The sequence below is a fragment of the Bacillus sp. 5mfcol3.1 genome (assembly GCF_900114335.1).
Taxonomy (GTDB): domain Bacteria; phylum Bacillota; class Bacilli; order Bacillales; family Bacillaceae_G; genus Bacillus_A; species Bacillus_A thuringiensis_S.
Genome location: NZ_FOST01000001.1, coordinates 748,242 through 764,339 on the forward strand (window position 1 = coordinate 748,242; position 16,098 = coordinate 764,339).

Below are 16,098 nucleotides of genomic sequence, written 5' to 3' on the forward strand. Positions count from 1 at the left end.
GCTTAAAAAATTAGAAGAAATAATAGTTGTATTTTTGATTCATAAGAAAAATGCCACTTCAAAAGAGAAGTGGCATTTCTTATATTTCCTCTAAGCTATTAACTGGAACAGTTAATTCGCGTTCTGGGTTTTTTACTTCATATATGCGGGCGGTTTCATTGCTTTCATCGACGTGTTGAATCATAACAGGCATGCCTTGAAAACTGACATTGGCTTGTTCCGCTGACACAGAAAGCTCTATTGCACGTTGTATATTCATTTATATTCCTCCCATCATTATTATCTTTGCTAAAAAAGAGGAATAATATACCATTTAGAGACATTCTTAAAGTTTTTGTATTATTTGTAATGTTTCTTTAATAAATGAAGAAAAGATGGAATCAGGATAACCATCTATCGTTTGAACTGCTTCTTTTGCTTCTTTCAGAGCAGCTGGTTTATCTTGAAGTTCTATATGACACAGGGCACGATATGAGCCAGCTGTTAATAACCATGACTGATCAAGTGGATGACTCATATAATCTGGAATATTAGCACGTTTTAATGTTTCCAAAGCTTCCTCGTAACGTTTTAAACCATACAGAGATTTTCCTTTTTCAAGATAATACAATCCATCTTCTTGAAAAATCGGTACATCTTTTAGTTTTTCTCGGAATTGTTCTAAATGTTCTAATGCAATTGTATATTCATTTGTAACGGTATTGTAGTAATAAGCTTTTAATATATCTATATTTGCAGCGGATAAAGTATCTTCTGTAAAAATGGCAAATTGCTCCGATTTTTTTATGTAATATAAATATCGTTCTTTATCGGTTGTAATGATTTTTTGATAAGATAAAATACGGTAAAATTCATCTGTTTTATAATACACTTGATGTTTTTTTGAAAATGCAAGTGCATCTAAAATGATTTTTTCACATTTTTCATAATTACCATATGCGAGTAAAATAATTGCTTCTTTTAAATATAATTGTATATGTGTAATAAGATCCATTTCTAAATTCTTCGTTTTATATTCATCGCGAATTTTGGTAATCAACTGTAAACATTCTTTATATTTTTTCCGTTTGTAGAGCATATAGTAAAACAGTAATTTCGTTTCGGTACTTTCACGATACAAAGTATATTTTTCAAATATAGAAACAGCTGTTTCAACGTAATATTCAATATTATAATCGTTCATAATGGCCGCTCCAGTTATGAATTGTTTATATAAACGTGCTGTGTTTAAAGTAAGGGATAGTTCTTTTTGAACGATAGGTAGTAAAGTCTTGTATACTTCATCGCATTTATTTGATTTTATTAATGGCTCCATTTTTTGAATGAGTTCCACAATTTCTTCTTCATCTTCTTCTAATAAAAAGCTAGTTTCACATTCAAGTTTTTCCGCAATATATTGTAATGTTTTCATAGAAGGTGTAGCTTTTCCATTTTCAATTTGACTAAGCATACTTTTTGTCAGTTCCGAACCTGCCAGTGCTGTTTGCGTAAGCTTTTTATCTTTTCGTAATGCTTTAATTTTTTCACCGAGAGTTGCCATATTATTGCTCCTTTATATTTAAAAAGTTTAATTGTATTTAACTTTTTGTTGTGAAAATTGGAAAGTTGATTATATAATAAGTTTAACACAATTTAACTTTTAAGGGGAGAGAGTCAAAAATGGGAGATATAAGTATAGGACAACATGATTCAAGAATGAAGATTGCAACTAGAAATATCATTTTAATGATGATTGGAAAAATGACGTCTTTATTAGGCGCAGGTATTTATACGTTCGCAATGGGGTTAATATGTATTAAAGACTACTGGTTCAGGGATGGGGTTTGCAATTACGCTCGTTTGCGGATCACTTCCAAGGATGATCTGTGGCCCAATTGCTGGTGCTGTAGCAGACCGTGTGAATCGAAAATGGCTTGTCATTGGTACTGATTTATTAAGTAGTTTAACGATGCTTAGTATGTTTATTCTTGCTACTATATTTGGGCCATCACTCCTTTTTATTTATATTTCAGCAGCATTATTATCAATTTGTGCAAGTTTTTATTCTGTTGCATTAACTTCGTCTATTCCGAGTTTAGTAGATGAAGGACGTATTCAAAAAGCGAGTGCTTTAAATCAAACGGCAGCTTCTTTATCAAATATTTTAGGACCGATTATTGGCGGAGTTGTATATGGTTTCTTTTCAATTAAATCGTTTTTCCTATTAAATAGCATTACGTTCTTTTTAGCGGTTATTTTGCAATTATTTATCGTATTTGATTTATATAAAAAAGAAGTGGCTGAAAGTACAGAGCATTTCTTGACGAGTATAAAAGAAGGTTTTTTATATGTAAAAAGACAACGTGAAATATATGGTTTAATGAAAATAGCATTGTGGGTAAACTTTTTTGCGTGTGGTCTAACAGTTGCACTTCCGTACATTATCGTCCATACATTACATTTATCTTCAAGGCAACTCGGTACTGTAGAGGGAATGTTAGCAGTCGGGATGCTAATGGGAGCGATTGCTTTATCAGTGCGTAAAGAAGTGAATAATCCATTTCGTTCTATTTATACTGGACTGTTTTTGTTTGCAGGTTTAAGTTTATGTACAGTCTTTGCGTTGTTAGTTGTCATTCCAAAAGTAGCAAGTTTTATTTACTATATTGCTTTTATGATGTTAACTGGTATAGCAATTATGATTGTAAACATTCCAATGCAAGTACATATGCAAAAAACGACAGATCCCAGCTACCTAGGGCGTGTGTTTGGCCTACTTGAAACAATTGCGACTGCAATCGCACCGCTTGGTATGATTGTATATGGACTACTATTAGATATGTTGCCAACTAGCATTGTTATGATGACAATAGGTGGAGGGTTATTGTTAGTTGTATTAGTTGGAGTAAAGCAACATATGGCGAAAAAACAAGTAGATGTGTCCGCTTAAAAATAAGAAAATAATAAAAATTTGACTTATCATTATAAAAATGACTAAATTAGTATTTTAGTTTTTGAAACTCTTTTTCATGTATGTTAAAGTAAAGTGAGCTTGCAAAGAAAAGGAGACAACAGCATGAAAAAATTAAGTTTTGTTATGCTTTTTCTATTAGTCGTAATGGCTGGATGTAGCAATTATGACACATATATTGAAACAGGTATGCAATCATTGAAAGATGAAAAGTATAGTGATGCAACAATGTGGTTCGAAAAAGCAGAAAAAGAGAAAGCAGGAAATGAAGCGAAATCATATAAAGAAGTTGCTGAGAGAATGGATCACGGAGCAACAGCATTAAAAGACGGTAAGTATTTAGAAGCGAAAGACATTGCAAATGAAGTGTTACAAAAGAAAAAAGATGATGAACTTGAAAAAGCTGTAACATCAAATGCAGAGAATATGCTTCAAAAAGCAAAAGATGTGGAAGAGAAAGTAAATGAAAGAGTGGCAAAGCGTAGAAAGGTAGAAGAAGAAGGAATCGATAAAATTATTAAAGCTGTCGATAGTATAGATGAAGTGAAAGAAAAAGAGAAGAAAGTATCAGAAGCATTAGATAAGGCTGAAGAGGCGCAAGCAAAAATTGAGGCAAAGAAAAATAAATAGATTTATAGTTTGAAAGGCTGTCGTGCATAATGACAGCCTTTTAATTTTTTGTTGCAAATGAAGTGATGCTCTGTAGTAAAAAAGAAATGATTTTAGAATTCCATCTGTCCTCATGATGAATCGTATAAATGTTACGCTGAAATTCAAATTCAGGGATTGGTATATAGCATAGCTCATTTCGTTGTATTTCTTGCTCGATAGCAAGTTTAGAAATAAAGGCAATTCCATTACCATATTTTAAAATTTGTTTCATCGTTTCTAATGAGTCTAATTCAATTTCAGATTGGAATGTAATGTTGTGCGCCAACGTCCATTGTGTAAGTAAATCTCTCGTTGTAGATGGATTACGATGCAATAGTATGCGTTCCTTTTCGATATTTTGTAACGATACATTGTCTTTCTTTGAAAAATAATGTTCTTTGGAAAAGGCAAGAACAAGTGTATCGGGCATTATATTCGTTTGTTTTAAAAGTGGTTCATCAAATGGAGCAGCGGAAATTATCCCAAGATCGATTTCGTGATTTTGTAGCATCATTCGAATTTCAGGGGCTGTTTTCACTAGTAGCGTTATTTTTATATTGGGAAATTCACATTGAAATTGATGAACGACTTCTGGCAAAAGATAAGTCGCTGGTACATAACTAGCGCCGATTGTTATAGCACCTTTATGAAAATCTTTAAACTCTTGCGTGACACGTCTAGCTTCTTTCATAAGTGCATCTATTTTACAAGCATAATGGTGCAAAGCCTCACCAGCCTCTGTTAAGAAATACCTTCCAGAACGTAATTCGAATAGAGATACACCGAGTTCTTCTTCTAAGCTTTTTATATGAAATGTAATAGTTGGTTGTTTAACGCCAAGTTTTTCTGCAACGATTGTAAGCTTTTTGTATTTCTTAATAAGTACTATAATTTCTAATTTTAAGAGATTCATTATGAATTGCCGCCTTTTTTATTTTAACTATAGAAAAAATCTATAGAAATAAATAGTTTATTAGAAGTTTTTTAATTTAATCTTTACAGTACATTAACATTCAGTATAAATCTTCCATATAGAATGAAAGCAGGTTAAGAATGAGGGGAGAGAGGTGAAGCAATGGATATTACAATTAGTGGATTAGAAAAGACATTTGGAAAAATACAGGCGTTAAAGCCGTTGCAGATTGTAATGAAACAAGGGGAATTCACTACACTTTTAGGACCTTCGGGATGTGGGAAAACGACTTTACTTAGAATGATAGCAGGGCTTGAAGAACCGGATAAGGGAGAAATATATTTTGGAGACCAGTGCATGTATTCTGCTGCAAAAAAGATAAAGACATCTCCTCATGAACGGAATATCGGTATGGTATTTCAAGATTTTGCTTTATGGCCGCACATGACTGTTTTTGAAAATGTTGCATTTGGTTTAAGAGCTACAAAGCAAACGAATCAATTGCGAGAAAAAGTAGAAGATGCGATAAAGCGAGTTCGCCTGCAAGGTATGGAGAAAAGGTATCCACACGAACTTTCTGGTGGACAGCAACAACGTGTCGCATTCGCTAGAGCAATTGTAACAAAACCTCATTTTATTTTGTTTGATGAACCGCTAAGTGCACTCGATGCAATTTTGCGAGAAGAAATGAGAATAGAGCTTATGGATATCGTTCATTCCATTGATTTAACTGCACTGTATGTCACTCACGACCAAACAGAAGCAATGTCAATGTCAGACCAAATTATTGTCATGAAACAAGGAGAAGTATTACAAAAAGGAACACCGGAAGATATTTATGTGAAACCGTCTCATAAATTTGTTGCCAAATTTGTTGGTAAGGCGAATTGGCTTGTAGAGGGTAAAAAAATGGTTCGTCCAGAGCATGTGAGCTGGACGAAAAATGAAGTGTGCGAAATGTATACAGGTGAAATTAAGCACGTTACATATGTAGGAGAACGGTATGAAATAAAAGTAAACATGGGGGCACTCGGAATATGGACAGCTTATCACAATAGTAAATTAAGCATCGGTAAACCAGTATCGTTATATGTGCCCAAAAAATGTATTCATCATATAGGGGGAGAATCATATGAAGAAATTCAGTTCGCTTAAGTCTTTATTTGTATGTACTTTATTATTTTCGGCTGTAGTAACAGGGTGTAGTTCAAAGACAGGCAATGCAGATGCAAAAAGTAAAAATACGACTGAAAAGAAAATTGTTGTATATAGTGCAGGGCCAAAAGGGTTAGCAGAAAAAATTCAAAAAGACTTTGAAAAGAAAACTGGTATAAAGGTGGAAATGTTTCAAGGGACAACTGGTAAAATTTTAGCGAGAATGGAAGCTGAAAAGAAAAATCCAGTCGTTGATGTAGTCGTACTTGCATCATTACCAGCGATGGAAGGATTAAAGAAAGAGGGTCAAACGTTAGCTTATAAAGAAGCGAAACAAGCTGATAAGCTGCGTTCTGAATGGTCAGATGATAAAGGACATTATTTCGGGTATAGTGCTTCAGCATTAGGGATTGTGTACAATACAAAAAATGTGAAGACAGCGCCTGAAGATTGGAGCGATATAACGAAAGGGGAATGGAAAGGAAAAGTGAATCTTCCAGATCCAGCACTTTCAGGTTCAGCTTTAGACTTTGTAACTGGATATGTGAAAAAGAATGGAAAAGATGGATGGAATTTATTTGAACAACTTAAGAAAAATGAAGTTACAGTAGCAGGAGCAAATCAGGAAGCGTTAGACCCAGTTGTAACAGGTGCGAAAGATATGGTAATTGCGGGTGTTGATTATATGACGTACAGCGCAAAAGCAAAGGGTGAACCTGTTGATATCGTATATCCAAAAAGCGGAACAGTTATTAGTCCACGCGCAGCGGGGATTATGAAGGATAGTAAAAATGTAGAAGGCGCAAAAGAGTTTATTGATTATTTATTATCCGATGATGTACAAAAACAAGTTTCTAAAGCGTATTTATTGCCTGGTAGAACAGATATAAAAGCTGAAAATAGACCAAATGTAGAAGAGATTCCAGTATTAAATATTGATTGGAAAACAGTTGAGAAAGAGCAAGATGAAATAGGAAAACAATTTAAGAAAGTATTTCAATAAGATGGTGATTCCATGGTAAATCGATTCGTATCAGTAAGACAAGTTGGAATGACGGTAGCGTTATTGCTTGTGGCGATGTTAATCGTCATACCCCTTTTTCTTATTTTATTTTCTAGTATATATGAAAATAGCAGTTGGAACTTTTTAAAGCCTTTTGAAGTGATGCAGAGTGGTGGATTAGCTGGGATTTTTCTGAATTCGCTGCTTCTAGGTGTACTCGTTGTAATAGGAGCTACAATATTTGCATTTCCATTGGCGTTTATTATGAGCAAAACAGATGTAGGAAAGTATAGTAAGTTAGATATTGTTTTTATGATTCCATTTATGACACCGCCGTATATTGGATCAATGGGCTGGATTTTGTTCATGCAACCTAACGGCTATTTTGAACAATTTTTTCCGATGCTAAAGACAGTTTCATCATCGTTTTTTAGTTTAGGAGGTATGGTCTTAATTATGAGTCTGCATTTATTCCCATTCCTTTATTTCATGCTGAAAAACACGTTACTTCAGATTGGGAGTAGTAAAGAAGAAGCTGCAGCAGTTCATGGCGGAAGTTTTTTCTATCGTTTAAGAAAAATAATATTGCCGTTATTAGTATCAAGTTATGTAATGGGTGCTTTACTCATTTTCGTAAAGACGATTGCTGAATTTGGAACACCGGCTACATTCGGACGTAGAATAGGATTCCACGTGTTAACATCAGAAATCCATAAATTTATTTCGAGTTGGCCAATTGATTTTAGTAGTGCAACAGCATTATCTTCTTTATTACTTAGTGCTTGTATGCTTATTTGGTATATGCAAAATGTATTGAATCGAAAGTATTCATATGCAATGGTTAGTGGAAAAGGTGTGAAATCTAAAAGATATACTTTGTCTATATTTACGCGCGTTGTAGCATGGATGTATGTAATTGGTTTATTAATAGTATCAATTGGAATTCCATACTTTTCTATACTTATTGCTTCTTTGTCAAAATTAAGAGGCGGCGGTTTACATGTAAATAACTTTACAACAAGCCATTATGAGGCATTGTTTACAATAGGATCTCCGGGATTAGAGGCTTTATGGAATAGTTTTCTTTTTTCACTCGTAACAGCGATTATCGCGGTAATGATTGGAGTCTTTTTGGCACTTATGATTCGAAAGGGGAAAAAAACCTCTGAAAAATGGCTTGATATGTGCGGTATGTTACCGAATATGGTACCAGGAATCGTTATGGTTGTAGGTCTTATTCTATTTTGGAATTCACCATATATGCCTATGTCAATTTACAATACACCAATCATGGTTATCGTAACGTATGTTGTTCTGTTTTTACCTTACACGGTGCAATATGTAAAATCATCACTCGGACAAATTGATGATTCTCTCATGCAGGCAGGAAGTGTTTTTTCTGGAAATTATATTTATATTTTTAGAAAAATAATAATGCCTCTTATTATCCCAGGCATTCTTGCTGGATGGGCGATGACATTTACAATTTCGATAAGAGAGTTAGTAGCATCGCTTCTCGTATTACCTCCATCAGTAGAAACGTCAGCAACGTTTATTTTTGCTCAATTTGAACAGGGTGAAGTATCTATAGGCATGGCGATGGCCGTTGTTTCTGTTGGACTTACAACAATGTGCTTATTACTGCTGCAACATATGGAGCAAAAGCGAAAAGGGGTAGCATGATGAGAGTGGAAGTGTGGGGAGGAGCAGGAGAGTACGGTCGCTCCTGCTATTTTGTAAAAAATACAGAGGTGAAAATAGTATTTGATTGTGGTATTAATCGATCTTATGAGGATAGTTATCCAAAAATAGAGAGAGAAGCTGTTCCATTTTTAGATGCGGTATTTTTATCACATATCCATGAAGATCATACGATGGGTTTACCTTTATTAGCGAAGTATGGCTATAAGAAAAAAATTTGGACGACTCGTTATACGAAGGAGCAACTGCCGTTATATTATGAAAAATGGAGAAACTATAATGTGATGCAAGGGTGGGATTTACCTTATAGCGACCAGCACATAAAAGATTTAAATTATGTATGTATTGATGAGATTAGTAATCCAAATGAATGGGTACAAATTACTCCTACATTGCGGTTTCAATGGGGATATAGTGGGCATGTATTGGGAGCTGTTTGGTTTTTAGTTGATATGTGTAATACATACGTATTTTATTCAGGCGATTATTCAGCAGAGTCTAATATACTACGAGCTAATTTACCTGAGAAATTGGGCCATAATATAAAAGTCGCAATTGTGGATGCCGCTTATCACACAGATGATGTTTCGCAAAATGAAAGATTAGACGATCTATGTGCAGAAATTGAACGAGTTATGCAAAATAAAGGAATAGCATTATTACCGCTGCCACAACTTGGTAGGGCGCAAGATATAGTATTGTATTTATATGAACGATATAAAGAATTTCCGCTTATAGTAGATAAAGAAATCTTGGCTGGATTTGAAGAGATGTTCGTATATAAAGATTGGATAAAAAATAATGAAGAATTTAAATGGATTATGGAGAGTTTAAAAAGAAACATAATAGTGATGGATAATGATATTAGTATGCAAAATAGTTACGGAATAGTTGTAATGAGTGATGCGAATATGCAAACGAAACGAGCACAGTTATGCTATGAACAGCTTCGGAATGAAAAGCGGAATGCCGTTATTTTTACTGGGCACATTGCGAAAGGGAGTTTTGCAGAAAGAGTTATGAAAGAACCTGTAAGGAGTACATGTAGGGTGAAGCGAGTTCCGTATAAAGTTCACCAAAGTATAAGAGACGTTAAAGAGATGTTAAATACATTATTACCAGAACATACGGTGCTAGTACACGCTTTGAAAGAGGATACAGATCGATTACAACAAAAGCTAAGTACAGCAGGATATGAAAATGTATATTCACTTGCAATGGAACGTATAGAAGTCATTTAAAATACAAAGGGGATAGGTATATGAAAAAAGTATTTGTATTCGTAAGCATTTTCTTTTGTTGTTTCCTTTATAACGTTAAGGAAGGGTTTACTGCTAGTCCAATGAAACCTAGTTTTGAAGTGAAGTTATTATTAAAGCCAGAACAAGTATTAGGTTATAACAAAGAGATGAAGCAAGAGGTGCTAGAACATTTCCAGGCTGGTACAAAATATGAAAGAATACAAGTGCAATTTTTAGATACTGCAAATAAAAGTTTAAGTGATGAAGGTTGGTTTGCTAGAATTCGAAAGAAAGAATTTAGTAAAGATTTTGAACTAACATATAAAAAAAGATATCCTATTCAAAATGGTGTAATTCAAGATGCACTAGAAGTAGCTAAAAAAGAAGGATTCGATAGTAATACGGATAGTTATGAGGCGGAAATAGATTGGGGATTTGAGAAGAAAACATTAAGCATTTCAAATAAGAAAAGTTACAGTGCTAAAGGATATGGGATACTTGATTTACCAAATGAACAAGCTGCTCAAAACATGTTAATAGAAAAATTACCAGGGAAAATGAACAAATGGTTGTATACAAATTGGGGAGAAGAGATGTTAAAGAATTCCCGTATTTACGGTCCTGTATTAATGAAGCGATATACAGGAGAGTTTGAAAACATAAAAGCAAATATTGAAATTTGGCCATTAAGTAATACTGGGAAATTAGAAGATGACTTCGTAATAGAAGTGTCATTTAAAACAAATGAAGAAAGTATTGCGACAAAACAAAGGGAATTATTAATGGGGAGTTTAGAGAAAAAAGACTGGTTGTTACCGAAAGATAGTTTGAAGACAGAGCTTATTTTTCAGTAAATGAGAAAAAAGGAATCCATATTTCGTGGATTCCTTTTTATATATGAGTATTAAGCTAAATCATGTACAGAGATAATAAAGTTGTTTAATTTACAATAAAGTCATTTAAAAAATAATATAGTTGTTTAAAAATCCTTCTTCTACTAACGAGGCAGGTTAGTGGAAGAAATAGCAAGTGGGTTTAACTAGGAGAAGTGTCTTCTGTTTTTTAAATTAAAAATATCGATAAATTAGGATTTATTTACTTAACATTATACTTATTTTCGGAACGAGGCATCTAATCGGTGAGTAAATACAAACCAAGTAATGCTTGCTGTTAATAATGTTGACGAAATTAAAGCTGTAAGAACACTATATGTTTGCCAAATAAGTATCGTTGACCAATCGAGGGCAAAAAACATTATACACTGGGCAATCGTAGCGATTAGGAAAATAATTGTTACGATTGTTCTCTTTTTTGTCATTGGCTGCTGCTCATTCGTTTTCCTTTTTCTTAATCCTAAGAAAAATAACAGAACGGCTAATAGGCAAAGAATAATTGTGGTAGACGACAAAATGATGTCCAAAAGCTGTGTGCCGCTTATCTCATATGACTGAGTTAGATTGCCGTTTAATATATTTTTAACTTTTAGTACCAGGTTTATATTGGTATTTGCGCCGTTGCTCAGTAAGCAGATGGCTGTTCTTTCATTTGGCAGTATGGCTACTTTGGTACTAAAATTTGGATTACCCCCAGTGTGTTCTATAAACGTTTGTTCGGCGTTTACCGACCAACCTGCCGCATAATACATATCATTGACAGCCGAAACAGACATATCACCCCTATGTGATTTTTCGATAGCCCTGTGAAATATTTCGGGTATGTCCTGCACAATACCCATCTGTATGCCCATCCAACGCGCCATATCTTTTGTATTAGAAATGATATAGCCGGCAGGTTTATTCCCAGCATAATCCGGAGCGTTAAATGGAGTTGTTATAAAAAAGGAAGAACGGTAGCCCTGTGCTAACTGTCCAGTGGCTTGAGCATCTTCTTTATAAACATAGGTCTGGTGAAGACCTAAGGGTATAAATACCTGCTCCTTCATAAAGTCTTCATAGCTTTGTCGTGATACAATCTCAATAACCAAACCCAATACGTCATAATTAACGGTTCCATAGTTATATTGTTCACCGGGAGAGAACGCCAATTCTGCATCTACCAGCGTTTCCACGGTCTTTTGCAACATATCAGGCGTATTACCTTGTGGAATATTTTGAAGATGTCTAATATTTGTTAGGCCGCTGGTATGGTGAAGAAAGTTATTTAGTGTAAGGTTTTGCATATCAACAGGTTTACCTTGATACTTTAACGTAAACCAAGGTAAATATTTTTGGATAGGGTCAGTCATTGATAGCAGCCCTTGCTCTTCCAATAGCAAAATCCCCATACCAGTAAAAGCTTTACTCACCGAGGCCAACTCATAGAGTGTATTTTCACTTGCAGACAGTCCCTTTTCAAGATCTGCATACCCAGAAGAAAAGTAGAACACTTCACCATCAGCAAGTATTGAGAGTGACATTCCAGGCACACCTGACGTACGACAGGCATCATCTAGCAATGCTTGTATTGCCACAGATTTCGAATCTGACAACGCATAACTTTGTGTTGCGAATCCTGAGAATAATATAAATATCGTTAATACAAAAACAATAGTCTTTTTCATACACTCTCCTTTCTGAAGAATTATAAGGGTATAAATAACTTATTTTTATAACTATAAACTAAATTCTGATTTATATTTCTATTTATCTATATAATATCAAATAATTGTGAAGAGTTACACTTAAACTAACGGGGGCGTTAGTTTAATAAGAAGTAAACAACTTTATTATTCATTTTTTAAGCATTACATAAGCAGATGGATATAATTTGAAACAACTTTAAAGAGCCTTGCTGCATATAGAATGTAGTAAGGCTCTTATCTTTTTTAGTCAAAATTCAATAACTTTATTATCACTATACAAATCAGCTGATACGAACATATCACTGTTTTGAAGATTTTTAGAGCGTAAACTATAAGCAACTACCTTCTTTTTATATTGTTTTACAACATCAACATGCTCTTCATGACTGTAAATATAAAATGTGAAATCTTTTTTACCACGTTTTGCATTGATAATTAAAGGAGTGCCTTCATTATGGGGTGGTGCATAATAGCGATCTAAAAATAAACCTTCGTTAAAATCATGAATAATTTTTGATTTCTTTTCGCCTTCTACGTTATTTCCGTGAATTGTAATAGTCACATTCTCTTCGTCAAGTTGTGGATGTGTTTCGTACTTGCTAATAATGGATTCAATAACAGTGTTAGGAAGGCTAGAAACGATAATTTTAAATGCTCCAAATACAACTAACATCACAATAAACCAAGTCGTCATAGTATATCATCCCCTTTATTCTATTTAATAATATAACTCATATGGTAATAGTACATATGGTGAAGTTTTGTATAATTTGTGAAAAATATGCCATTTTTACGAACGAAATGTTAGAAAAATCAATTTTGTTACAAAAAGTTGAAATCGAAGTATTTTAAAAGAAAAAGGTTTATAATAAAAATATAACTAATAACCACATTACTAATTATAAGGAAGTGTAACTATGAGTACTGTAGCAATCGTATATGGTATTATTCTTTCCACAATTATTGTTTTGTTTTTCGTTGGGGTTTCACGTTATATTCATAAATGGAAAGAAGGCGTTGCGAAATTAAATCACATTGAAGAAGAACTTAGTGATTTAATGTTACATCATGGTAAATAAAAAGATAATTTTTTAACGAAACAATGTAAAGAATATCACAAAACATGCTCTCATCATGAAAGCATGTTTTTTTGTTATGTGAATGTTAGACATATTCATGAGATTTTTTCGTGCAATACAGTGTGAAATAAAATAATAATTCTTTATGTGTAGGAAGAGTTATTCTGTTTTGTATAATTTTGTAATTTAGTTCGGTATAATTATGATATAGAAGGAAATTTGTTAGAGGAGGTATATTGTGAACATATTAAAGATTATAGGAATTGTTGCAGGAGTGATTATAGTAGCAATTATAGCTTTCTTTGTCATAATGAAGTATTATTTGTCAAAAAAAGATTCTGATTACGTATTAACCTATATAAAAGAACATAAAGACGATGAGACATGTTCATTACTGATTAGAAAAAATGGTGAGATATTAACATCTATAAATGAAAATAAAAAATTGCCATTAGCGAGTACGGCAAAAATCGTAATAGCAGTTGAATTTGCTAAGCAAGTGTCAGAAGGAAAAATAAGTCGTGATGAACAAATTTCATTGCACGAGCTAGAAAAATATTACGTTAAAGATACTGATGGTGGAGCACATCCTAACTGGTTAGAAGATGCCAAAGCGAGAGAATTAGTGAAAAATGGACAAATCGCTTTAGAAGAAGTCGCTAAAGGAATGATTCATTATAGTTCTAACGCAAATACAACATATTTGTTAGATAAGCTTGGAATAGAAAGAGTAAATGAAAGTATAAAAGAGTTAGAGCTTACTAGTCATGATAAGTTCTCTTCGTATACAGCTTCACTATATATGAGAGGGTATGTAGAAAAAGAGCTTCATAAGCCAGAAAATCAATCATTAGAAATGATACGTAACATGTCAAAGGATGAGTATAATAAACATGTGTTACAAATTCATGAATGGATGAAAGATGAAGAAGAATGGAAAAAACGTGAAATTCCATTAAAGGTAGATATGGAATTTCAGCGAATTTGGTCAGATCGATTAGTGAGTGCAAACGCTAAAGATTATATGAGTATAATGGAAAAAATAAATAGTAGAAATTATTTTCCTAAATTAATGCAAGAAGAAATCGAGAATATTTTCAAAGGAACAGTTAATAATAGTAAGTTAGAATTTGCGGGGCAAAAAGGTGGTTCTACCGCATTCCTATTGACAAAAAGCTTGTATACTACAGATAAGAAAGGGAATAAAGTAGAAGTTGTAATTATGTTTAACGATATAGAAGATCAAGTTGTATATCAAAAGCTGAGAAATAATATAAATTATTTTATTCAAGATGCTATAACAGATGAAGAGTTTAGAAATAAATTATAATAAAATAATTTTATTATGTAAACAACATGCTATTAAAGGTAGGTATTGAGATGAGGTTGAATGAGTATATGCTTGAAACGTTTCCGAATTTAGAACTTAGACCACCTCTATTTTATAATTGGGATATTGGTATTCGTTTTAGATTAGGTGTGGACTATGATTGTAATAACATTTATGAAAATTGTCTATATTTAGAAGGCGTTTATAAAAGGACGATTACTTTATTTCAGTCTTTACATTCAACAAAAGATGATATTTATATTGTAGTGGATGTAAATGACTATGCAAATGGTGAAATTTTCAAACAGAAATTGAATATCTTTTCTAAGTATGTCAAAGAGAAGTCCGATTTGTTTAAGTTACAGAAAAATACAATCCCTTATGTTTTTCCAGAAGAAGATGAAGATGGAGCATATAAAACACATAGATATACTTTGAAATGTAAAATCTCTGACTTTACATACATTCCTATGCTAAAAGCAATTTGTAATCAAGATATGGGAATAAAACCGAGTATTTTTCATAGGGTGTATTTTATAAATGTTAACAAGAATACTATATTTCACGTTTATGATGATAGAGGTTGTGATGTATTAGCTACCTCTCCTGATACAATTAGGGATATTTATAATACATATAATGATTGGATATTAGAATACGATAGAAATAAAATTGATAAAGTATTTAATTGAATGTAGTCTATTTTAAATGAGGGAAACACCATATGGGGTGTTTCCCTTTTATTAATATGAAAATCAACATTTAAATTTGAAAGCACTTATTATAAAGGTAAAGGGATTTGATGGTAATGTATTGAATTTGGGTAGAAACGGAAAAAGGAGATGAATAAATGACAACAATCTATTTCGTTCGCCATGCCCATTCTACCTATACAAAAGAAGAACGGGAGCGACCTTTATCTGAAAAAGGGTACTTAGATGCAGAGAATGTAACACGCTTATTAAAAGATAAACATATTGAGGTTGTGATTTCTAGCCCGTATAAAAGAGCAATCCAAACTGTACAAGGAATTGCGAATACATATAAATTATTAATACAAACAGAAGAAGATTTGCGTGAAAGATTATTGAGCACAGAGCCAGTATCAAATTTTAATGATGCTATGCAGAATGTGTGGGAAGATTGGAGTTTTGCATACGAAGGCGGAGAATCGAATGATATCGCACAAAGGCGCGCTGTAATATGTATGCAAAATATATTAAAACAATATGAAGGTAAGAATATTGTAATAGGTACGCATGGAAATATTATGGTATTACTCATGAATTATTTTAATTCGAAATATGATTTTGAGTTTTGGAAAACACTTCATATGCCTGATGTGTATAAATTAAATTTTGATAAAAATCGTTTCATTTCTGCTGAAAGAATAGAGAAAACAGGTCATCGGTTAAATATTTTGTAAAAGTTTATCAAAAAAAGAGGAAAGAGAGAAGTTATTGTAGAAGTATGACTTTGTAACATAAAAAATAT

Annotated in this window: 16 protein-coding genes and 1 pseudogene; 12 read left to right on the forward strand and 5 right to left on the reverse strand. The window is 33.0% G+C overall.

What is annotated here, in order from left to right; translation table 11 throughout:
- Positions 1-79 precede the first annotated feature (79 nt).
- Complete coding sequence (locus BM089_RS04025) at positions 80-259, reverse strand: H-type small acid-soluble spore protein (RefSeq protein WP_001025733.1); 180 nt, start codon at positions 257-259, stop codon at positions 80-82.
- A gap of 66 nt (positions 260-325) precedes the next feature.
- Entirely contained in the window at positions 326-1,540 is a 1,215-nt protein-coding gene (locus BM089_RS04030; RefSeq protein ID WP_000212337.1) for a helix-turn-helix domain-containing protein, read from the reverse strand.
- A 119-nt stretch (positions 1,541-1,659) separates the two neighbouring features.
- Here BM089_RS04030 and BM089_RS04035 point away from each other — a divergent pair.
- A pseudogene (locus BM089_RS04035) lies at positions 1,660-2,929 on the forward strand (MFS transporter).
- A 126-nt stretch (positions 2,930-3,055) separates the two neighbouring features.
- A complete protein-coding gene (locus tag BM089_RS04040) occupies positions 3,056-3,580 on the forward strand; it encodes a COG3014 family protein (RefSeq protein ID WP_000736425.1) in 525 nt (174 codons plus the stop codon).
- A 40-nt stretch (positions 3,581-3,620) separates the two neighbouring features.
- Here BM089_RS04040 and BM089_RS04045 read toward each other — a convergent pair whose 3' ends face one another.
- A complete protein-coding gene (locus BM089_RS04045) occupies positions 3,621-4,514 on the reverse strand; it encodes a LysR family transcriptional regulator (RefSeq protein WP_001050585.1) in 894 nt (297 codons plus the stop codon).
- Positions 4,515-4,676: 162 nt separating this feature from the next.
- On the opposite strand from BM089_RS04045, the gene BM089_RS04050 reads away from it, so the two are divergent.
- The 5 genes from BM089_RS04050 to BM089_RS04070 are packed head-to-tail and all read left to right on the forward strand — an operon-like array spanning position 4,677 to position 10,468.
- Positions 4,677-5,669 (forward strand): ABC transporter ATP-binding protein, encoded by a 993-nt coding sequence (locus BM089_RS04050; RefSeq protein ID WP_090976019.1) that lies wholly within the window; start codon positions 4,677-4,679, stop codon positions 5,667-5,669.
- The gene (locus tag BM089_RS04055) at positions 5,647-6,672 is read left to right on the forward strand and encodes an ABC transporter substrate-binding protein (RefSeq protein WP_000714686.1); all 1,026 of its coding nucleotides are present in this window, start codon (positions 5,647-5,649) and stop codon (positions 6,670-6,672) included. The genes BM089_RS04050 and BM089_RS04055 overlap by 23 nt, the downstream gene beginning before the upstream one ends.
- A gap of 12 nt (positions 6,673-6,684) precedes the next feature.
- Complete coding sequence (locus tag BM089_RS04060) at positions 6,685-8,355, forward strand: ABC transporter permease (RefSeq protein WP_000248146.1); 1,671 nt, start codon at positions 6,685-6,687, stop codon at positions 8,353-8,355.
- Positions 8,352-9,614, forward strand: a complete 1,263-nt coding sequence (locus BM089_RS04065) for an MBL fold metallo-hydrolase (protein ID WP_139213202.1) — start codon at positions 8,352-8,354, stop codon at positions 9,612-9,614. Before BM089_RS04060 ends, BM089_RS04065 begins: the two co-directional genes overlap by 4 nt.
- Positions 9,615-9,634: 20 nt before the next feature.
- The gene (locus BM089_RS04070; protein WP_048565277.1) at positions 9,635-10,468 is read left to right on the forward strand and encodes a hypothetical protein; all 834 of its coding nucleotides are present in this window, start codon (positions 9,635-9,637) and stop codon (positions 10,466-10,468) included.
- A gap of 257 nt (positions 10,469-10,725) precedes the next feature.
- Here BM089_RS04070 and BM089_RS04075 read toward each other — a convergent pair whose 3' ends face one another.
- Positions 10,726-12,174: a serine hydrolase domain-containing protein gene (locus BM089_RS04075; RefSeq protein ID WP_090976023.1), complete on the reverse strand. Its 1,449-nt coding sequence runs from the start codon at positions 12,172-12,174 to the stop codon at positions 10,726-10,728.
- Between the two features lie 268 nt (positions 12,175-12,442).
- Positions 12,443-12,889 (reverse strand): YfmQ family protein, encoded by a 447-nt coding sequence (locus tag BM089_RS04080; RefSeq protein WP_029441929.1) that lies wholly within the window; start codon positions 12,887-12,889, stop codon positions 12,443-12,445.
- 41 nt (positions 12,890-12,930) lie between these two features.
- Between BM089_RS04080 and BM089_RS04085 the strand changes: the two genes are divergently transcribed.
- The 5 genes from BM089_RS04085 (at position 12,931) to BM089_RS04105 (ending at position 16,030) form a co-directional block, all read left to right on the forward strand.
- Positions 12,931-13,047, forward strand: a complete 117-nt coding sequence (locus BM089_RS04085; protein WP_001987133.1) for a hypothetical protein — start codon at positions 12,931-12,933, stop codon at positions 13,045-13,047.
- A gap of 65 nt (positions 13,048-13,112) precedes the next feature.
- Positions 13,113-13,274, forward strand: a complete 162-nt coding sequence (locus tag BM089_RS04090; protein ID WP_000108701.1) for a hypothetical protein — start codon at positions 13,113-13,115, stop codon at positions 13,272-13,274.
- A gap of 238 nt (positions 13,275-13,512) precedes the next feature.
- The gene (locus tag BM089_RS04095; protein ID WP_090976025.1) at positions 13,513-14,604 is read left to right on the forward strand and encodes a serine hydrolase; all 1,092 of its coding nucleotides are present in this window, start codon (positions 13,513-13,515) and stop codon (positions 14,602-14,604) included.
- Positions 14,605-14,672: 68 nt separating this feature from the next.
- The gene (locus tag BM089_RS04100) at positions 14,673-15,296 is read left to right on the forward strand and encodes a DUF3885 domain-containing protein (RefSeq protein WP_065486054.1); all 624 of its coding nucleotides are present in this window, start codon (positions 14,673-14,675) and stop codon (positions 15,294-15,296) included.
- Positions 15,297-15,454: 158 nt separating this feature from the next.
- The gene (locus BM089_RS04105; RefSeq protein WP_090976027.1) at positions 15,455-16,030 is read left to right on the forward strand and encodes a histidine phosphatase family protein; all 576 of its coding nucleotides are present in this window, start codon (positions 15,455-15,457) and stop codon (positions 16,028-16,030) included.
- Positions 16,031-16,098: the final 68 nt, after the last annotated feature.

What these genes read in the sequence shown, in the direction of transcription:
- BM089_RS04025 (WP_001025733.1), bottom strand. Translation starts at nt 259, where the DNA reads ATGAATATACAACGTGCAATAGAGCTTTCTGTGTCAGCGGAACAAGCC.
- BM089_RS04030 (WP_000212337.1), bottom strand. Translation starts at nt 1,540, where the DNA reads ATGGCAACTCTCGGTGAAAAAATTAAAGCATTACGAAAAGATAAAAAG.
- BM089_RS04040 (WP_000736425.1), top strand. Translation starts at nt 3,056, where the DNA reads ATGAAAAAATTAAGTTTTGTTATGCTTTTTCTATTAGTCGTAATGGCT.
- BM089_RS04045 (WP_001050585.1), bottom strand. Translation starts at nt 4,514, where the DNA reads ATGAATCTCTTAAAATTAGAAATTATAGTACTTATTAAGAAATACAAA.
- BM089_RS04050 (WP_090976019.1), top strand. Translation starts at nt 4,677, where the DNA reads ATGGATATTACAATTAGTGGATTAGAAAAGACATTTGGAAAAATACAG.
- BM089_RS04055 (WP_000714686.1), top strand. Translation starts at nt 5,647, where the DNA reads ATGAAGAAATTCAGTTCGCTTAAGTCTTTATTTGTATGTACTTTATTA.
- BM089_RS04060 (WP_000248146.1), top strand. Translation starts at nt 6,685, where the DNA reads ATGGTAAATCGATTCGTATCAGTAAGACAAGTTGGAATGACGGTAGCG.
- BM089_RS04065 (WP_139213202.1), top strand. Translation starts at nt 8,352, where the DNA reads ATGATGAGAGTGGAAGTGTGGGGAGGAGCAGGAGAGTACGGTCGCTCC.
- BM089_RS04070 (WP_048565277.1), top strand. Translation starts at nt 9,635, where the DNA reads ATGAAAAAAGTATTTGTATTCGTAAGCATTTTCTTTTGTTGTTTCCTT.
- BM089_RS04075 (WP_090976023.1), bottom strand. Translation starts at nt 12,174, where the DNA reads ATGAAAAAGACTATTGTTTTTGTATTAACGATATTTATATTATTCTCA.
- BM089_RS04080 (WP_029441929.1), bottom strand. Translation starts at nt 12,889, where the DNA reads ATGACGACTTGGTTTATTGTGATGTTAGTTGTATTTGGAGCATTTAAA.
- BM089_RS04085 (WP_001987133.1), top strand. Translation starts at nt 12,931, where the DNA reads ATGGTAATAGTACATATGGTGAAGTTTTGTATAATTTGTGAAAAATAT.
- BM089_RS04090 (WP_000108701.1), top strand. Translation starts at nt 13,113, where the DNA reads ATGAGTACTGTAGCAATCGTATATGGTATTATTCTTTCCACAATTATT.
- BM089_RS04100 (WP_065486054.1), top strand. Translation starts at nt 14,673, where the DNA reads ATGCTTGAAACGTTTCCGAATTTAGAACTTAGACCACCTCTATTTTAT.
- BM089_RS04105 (WP_090976027.1), top strand. Translation starts at nt 15,455, where the DNA reads ATGACAACAATCTATTTCGTTCGCCATGCCCATTCTACCTATACAAAA.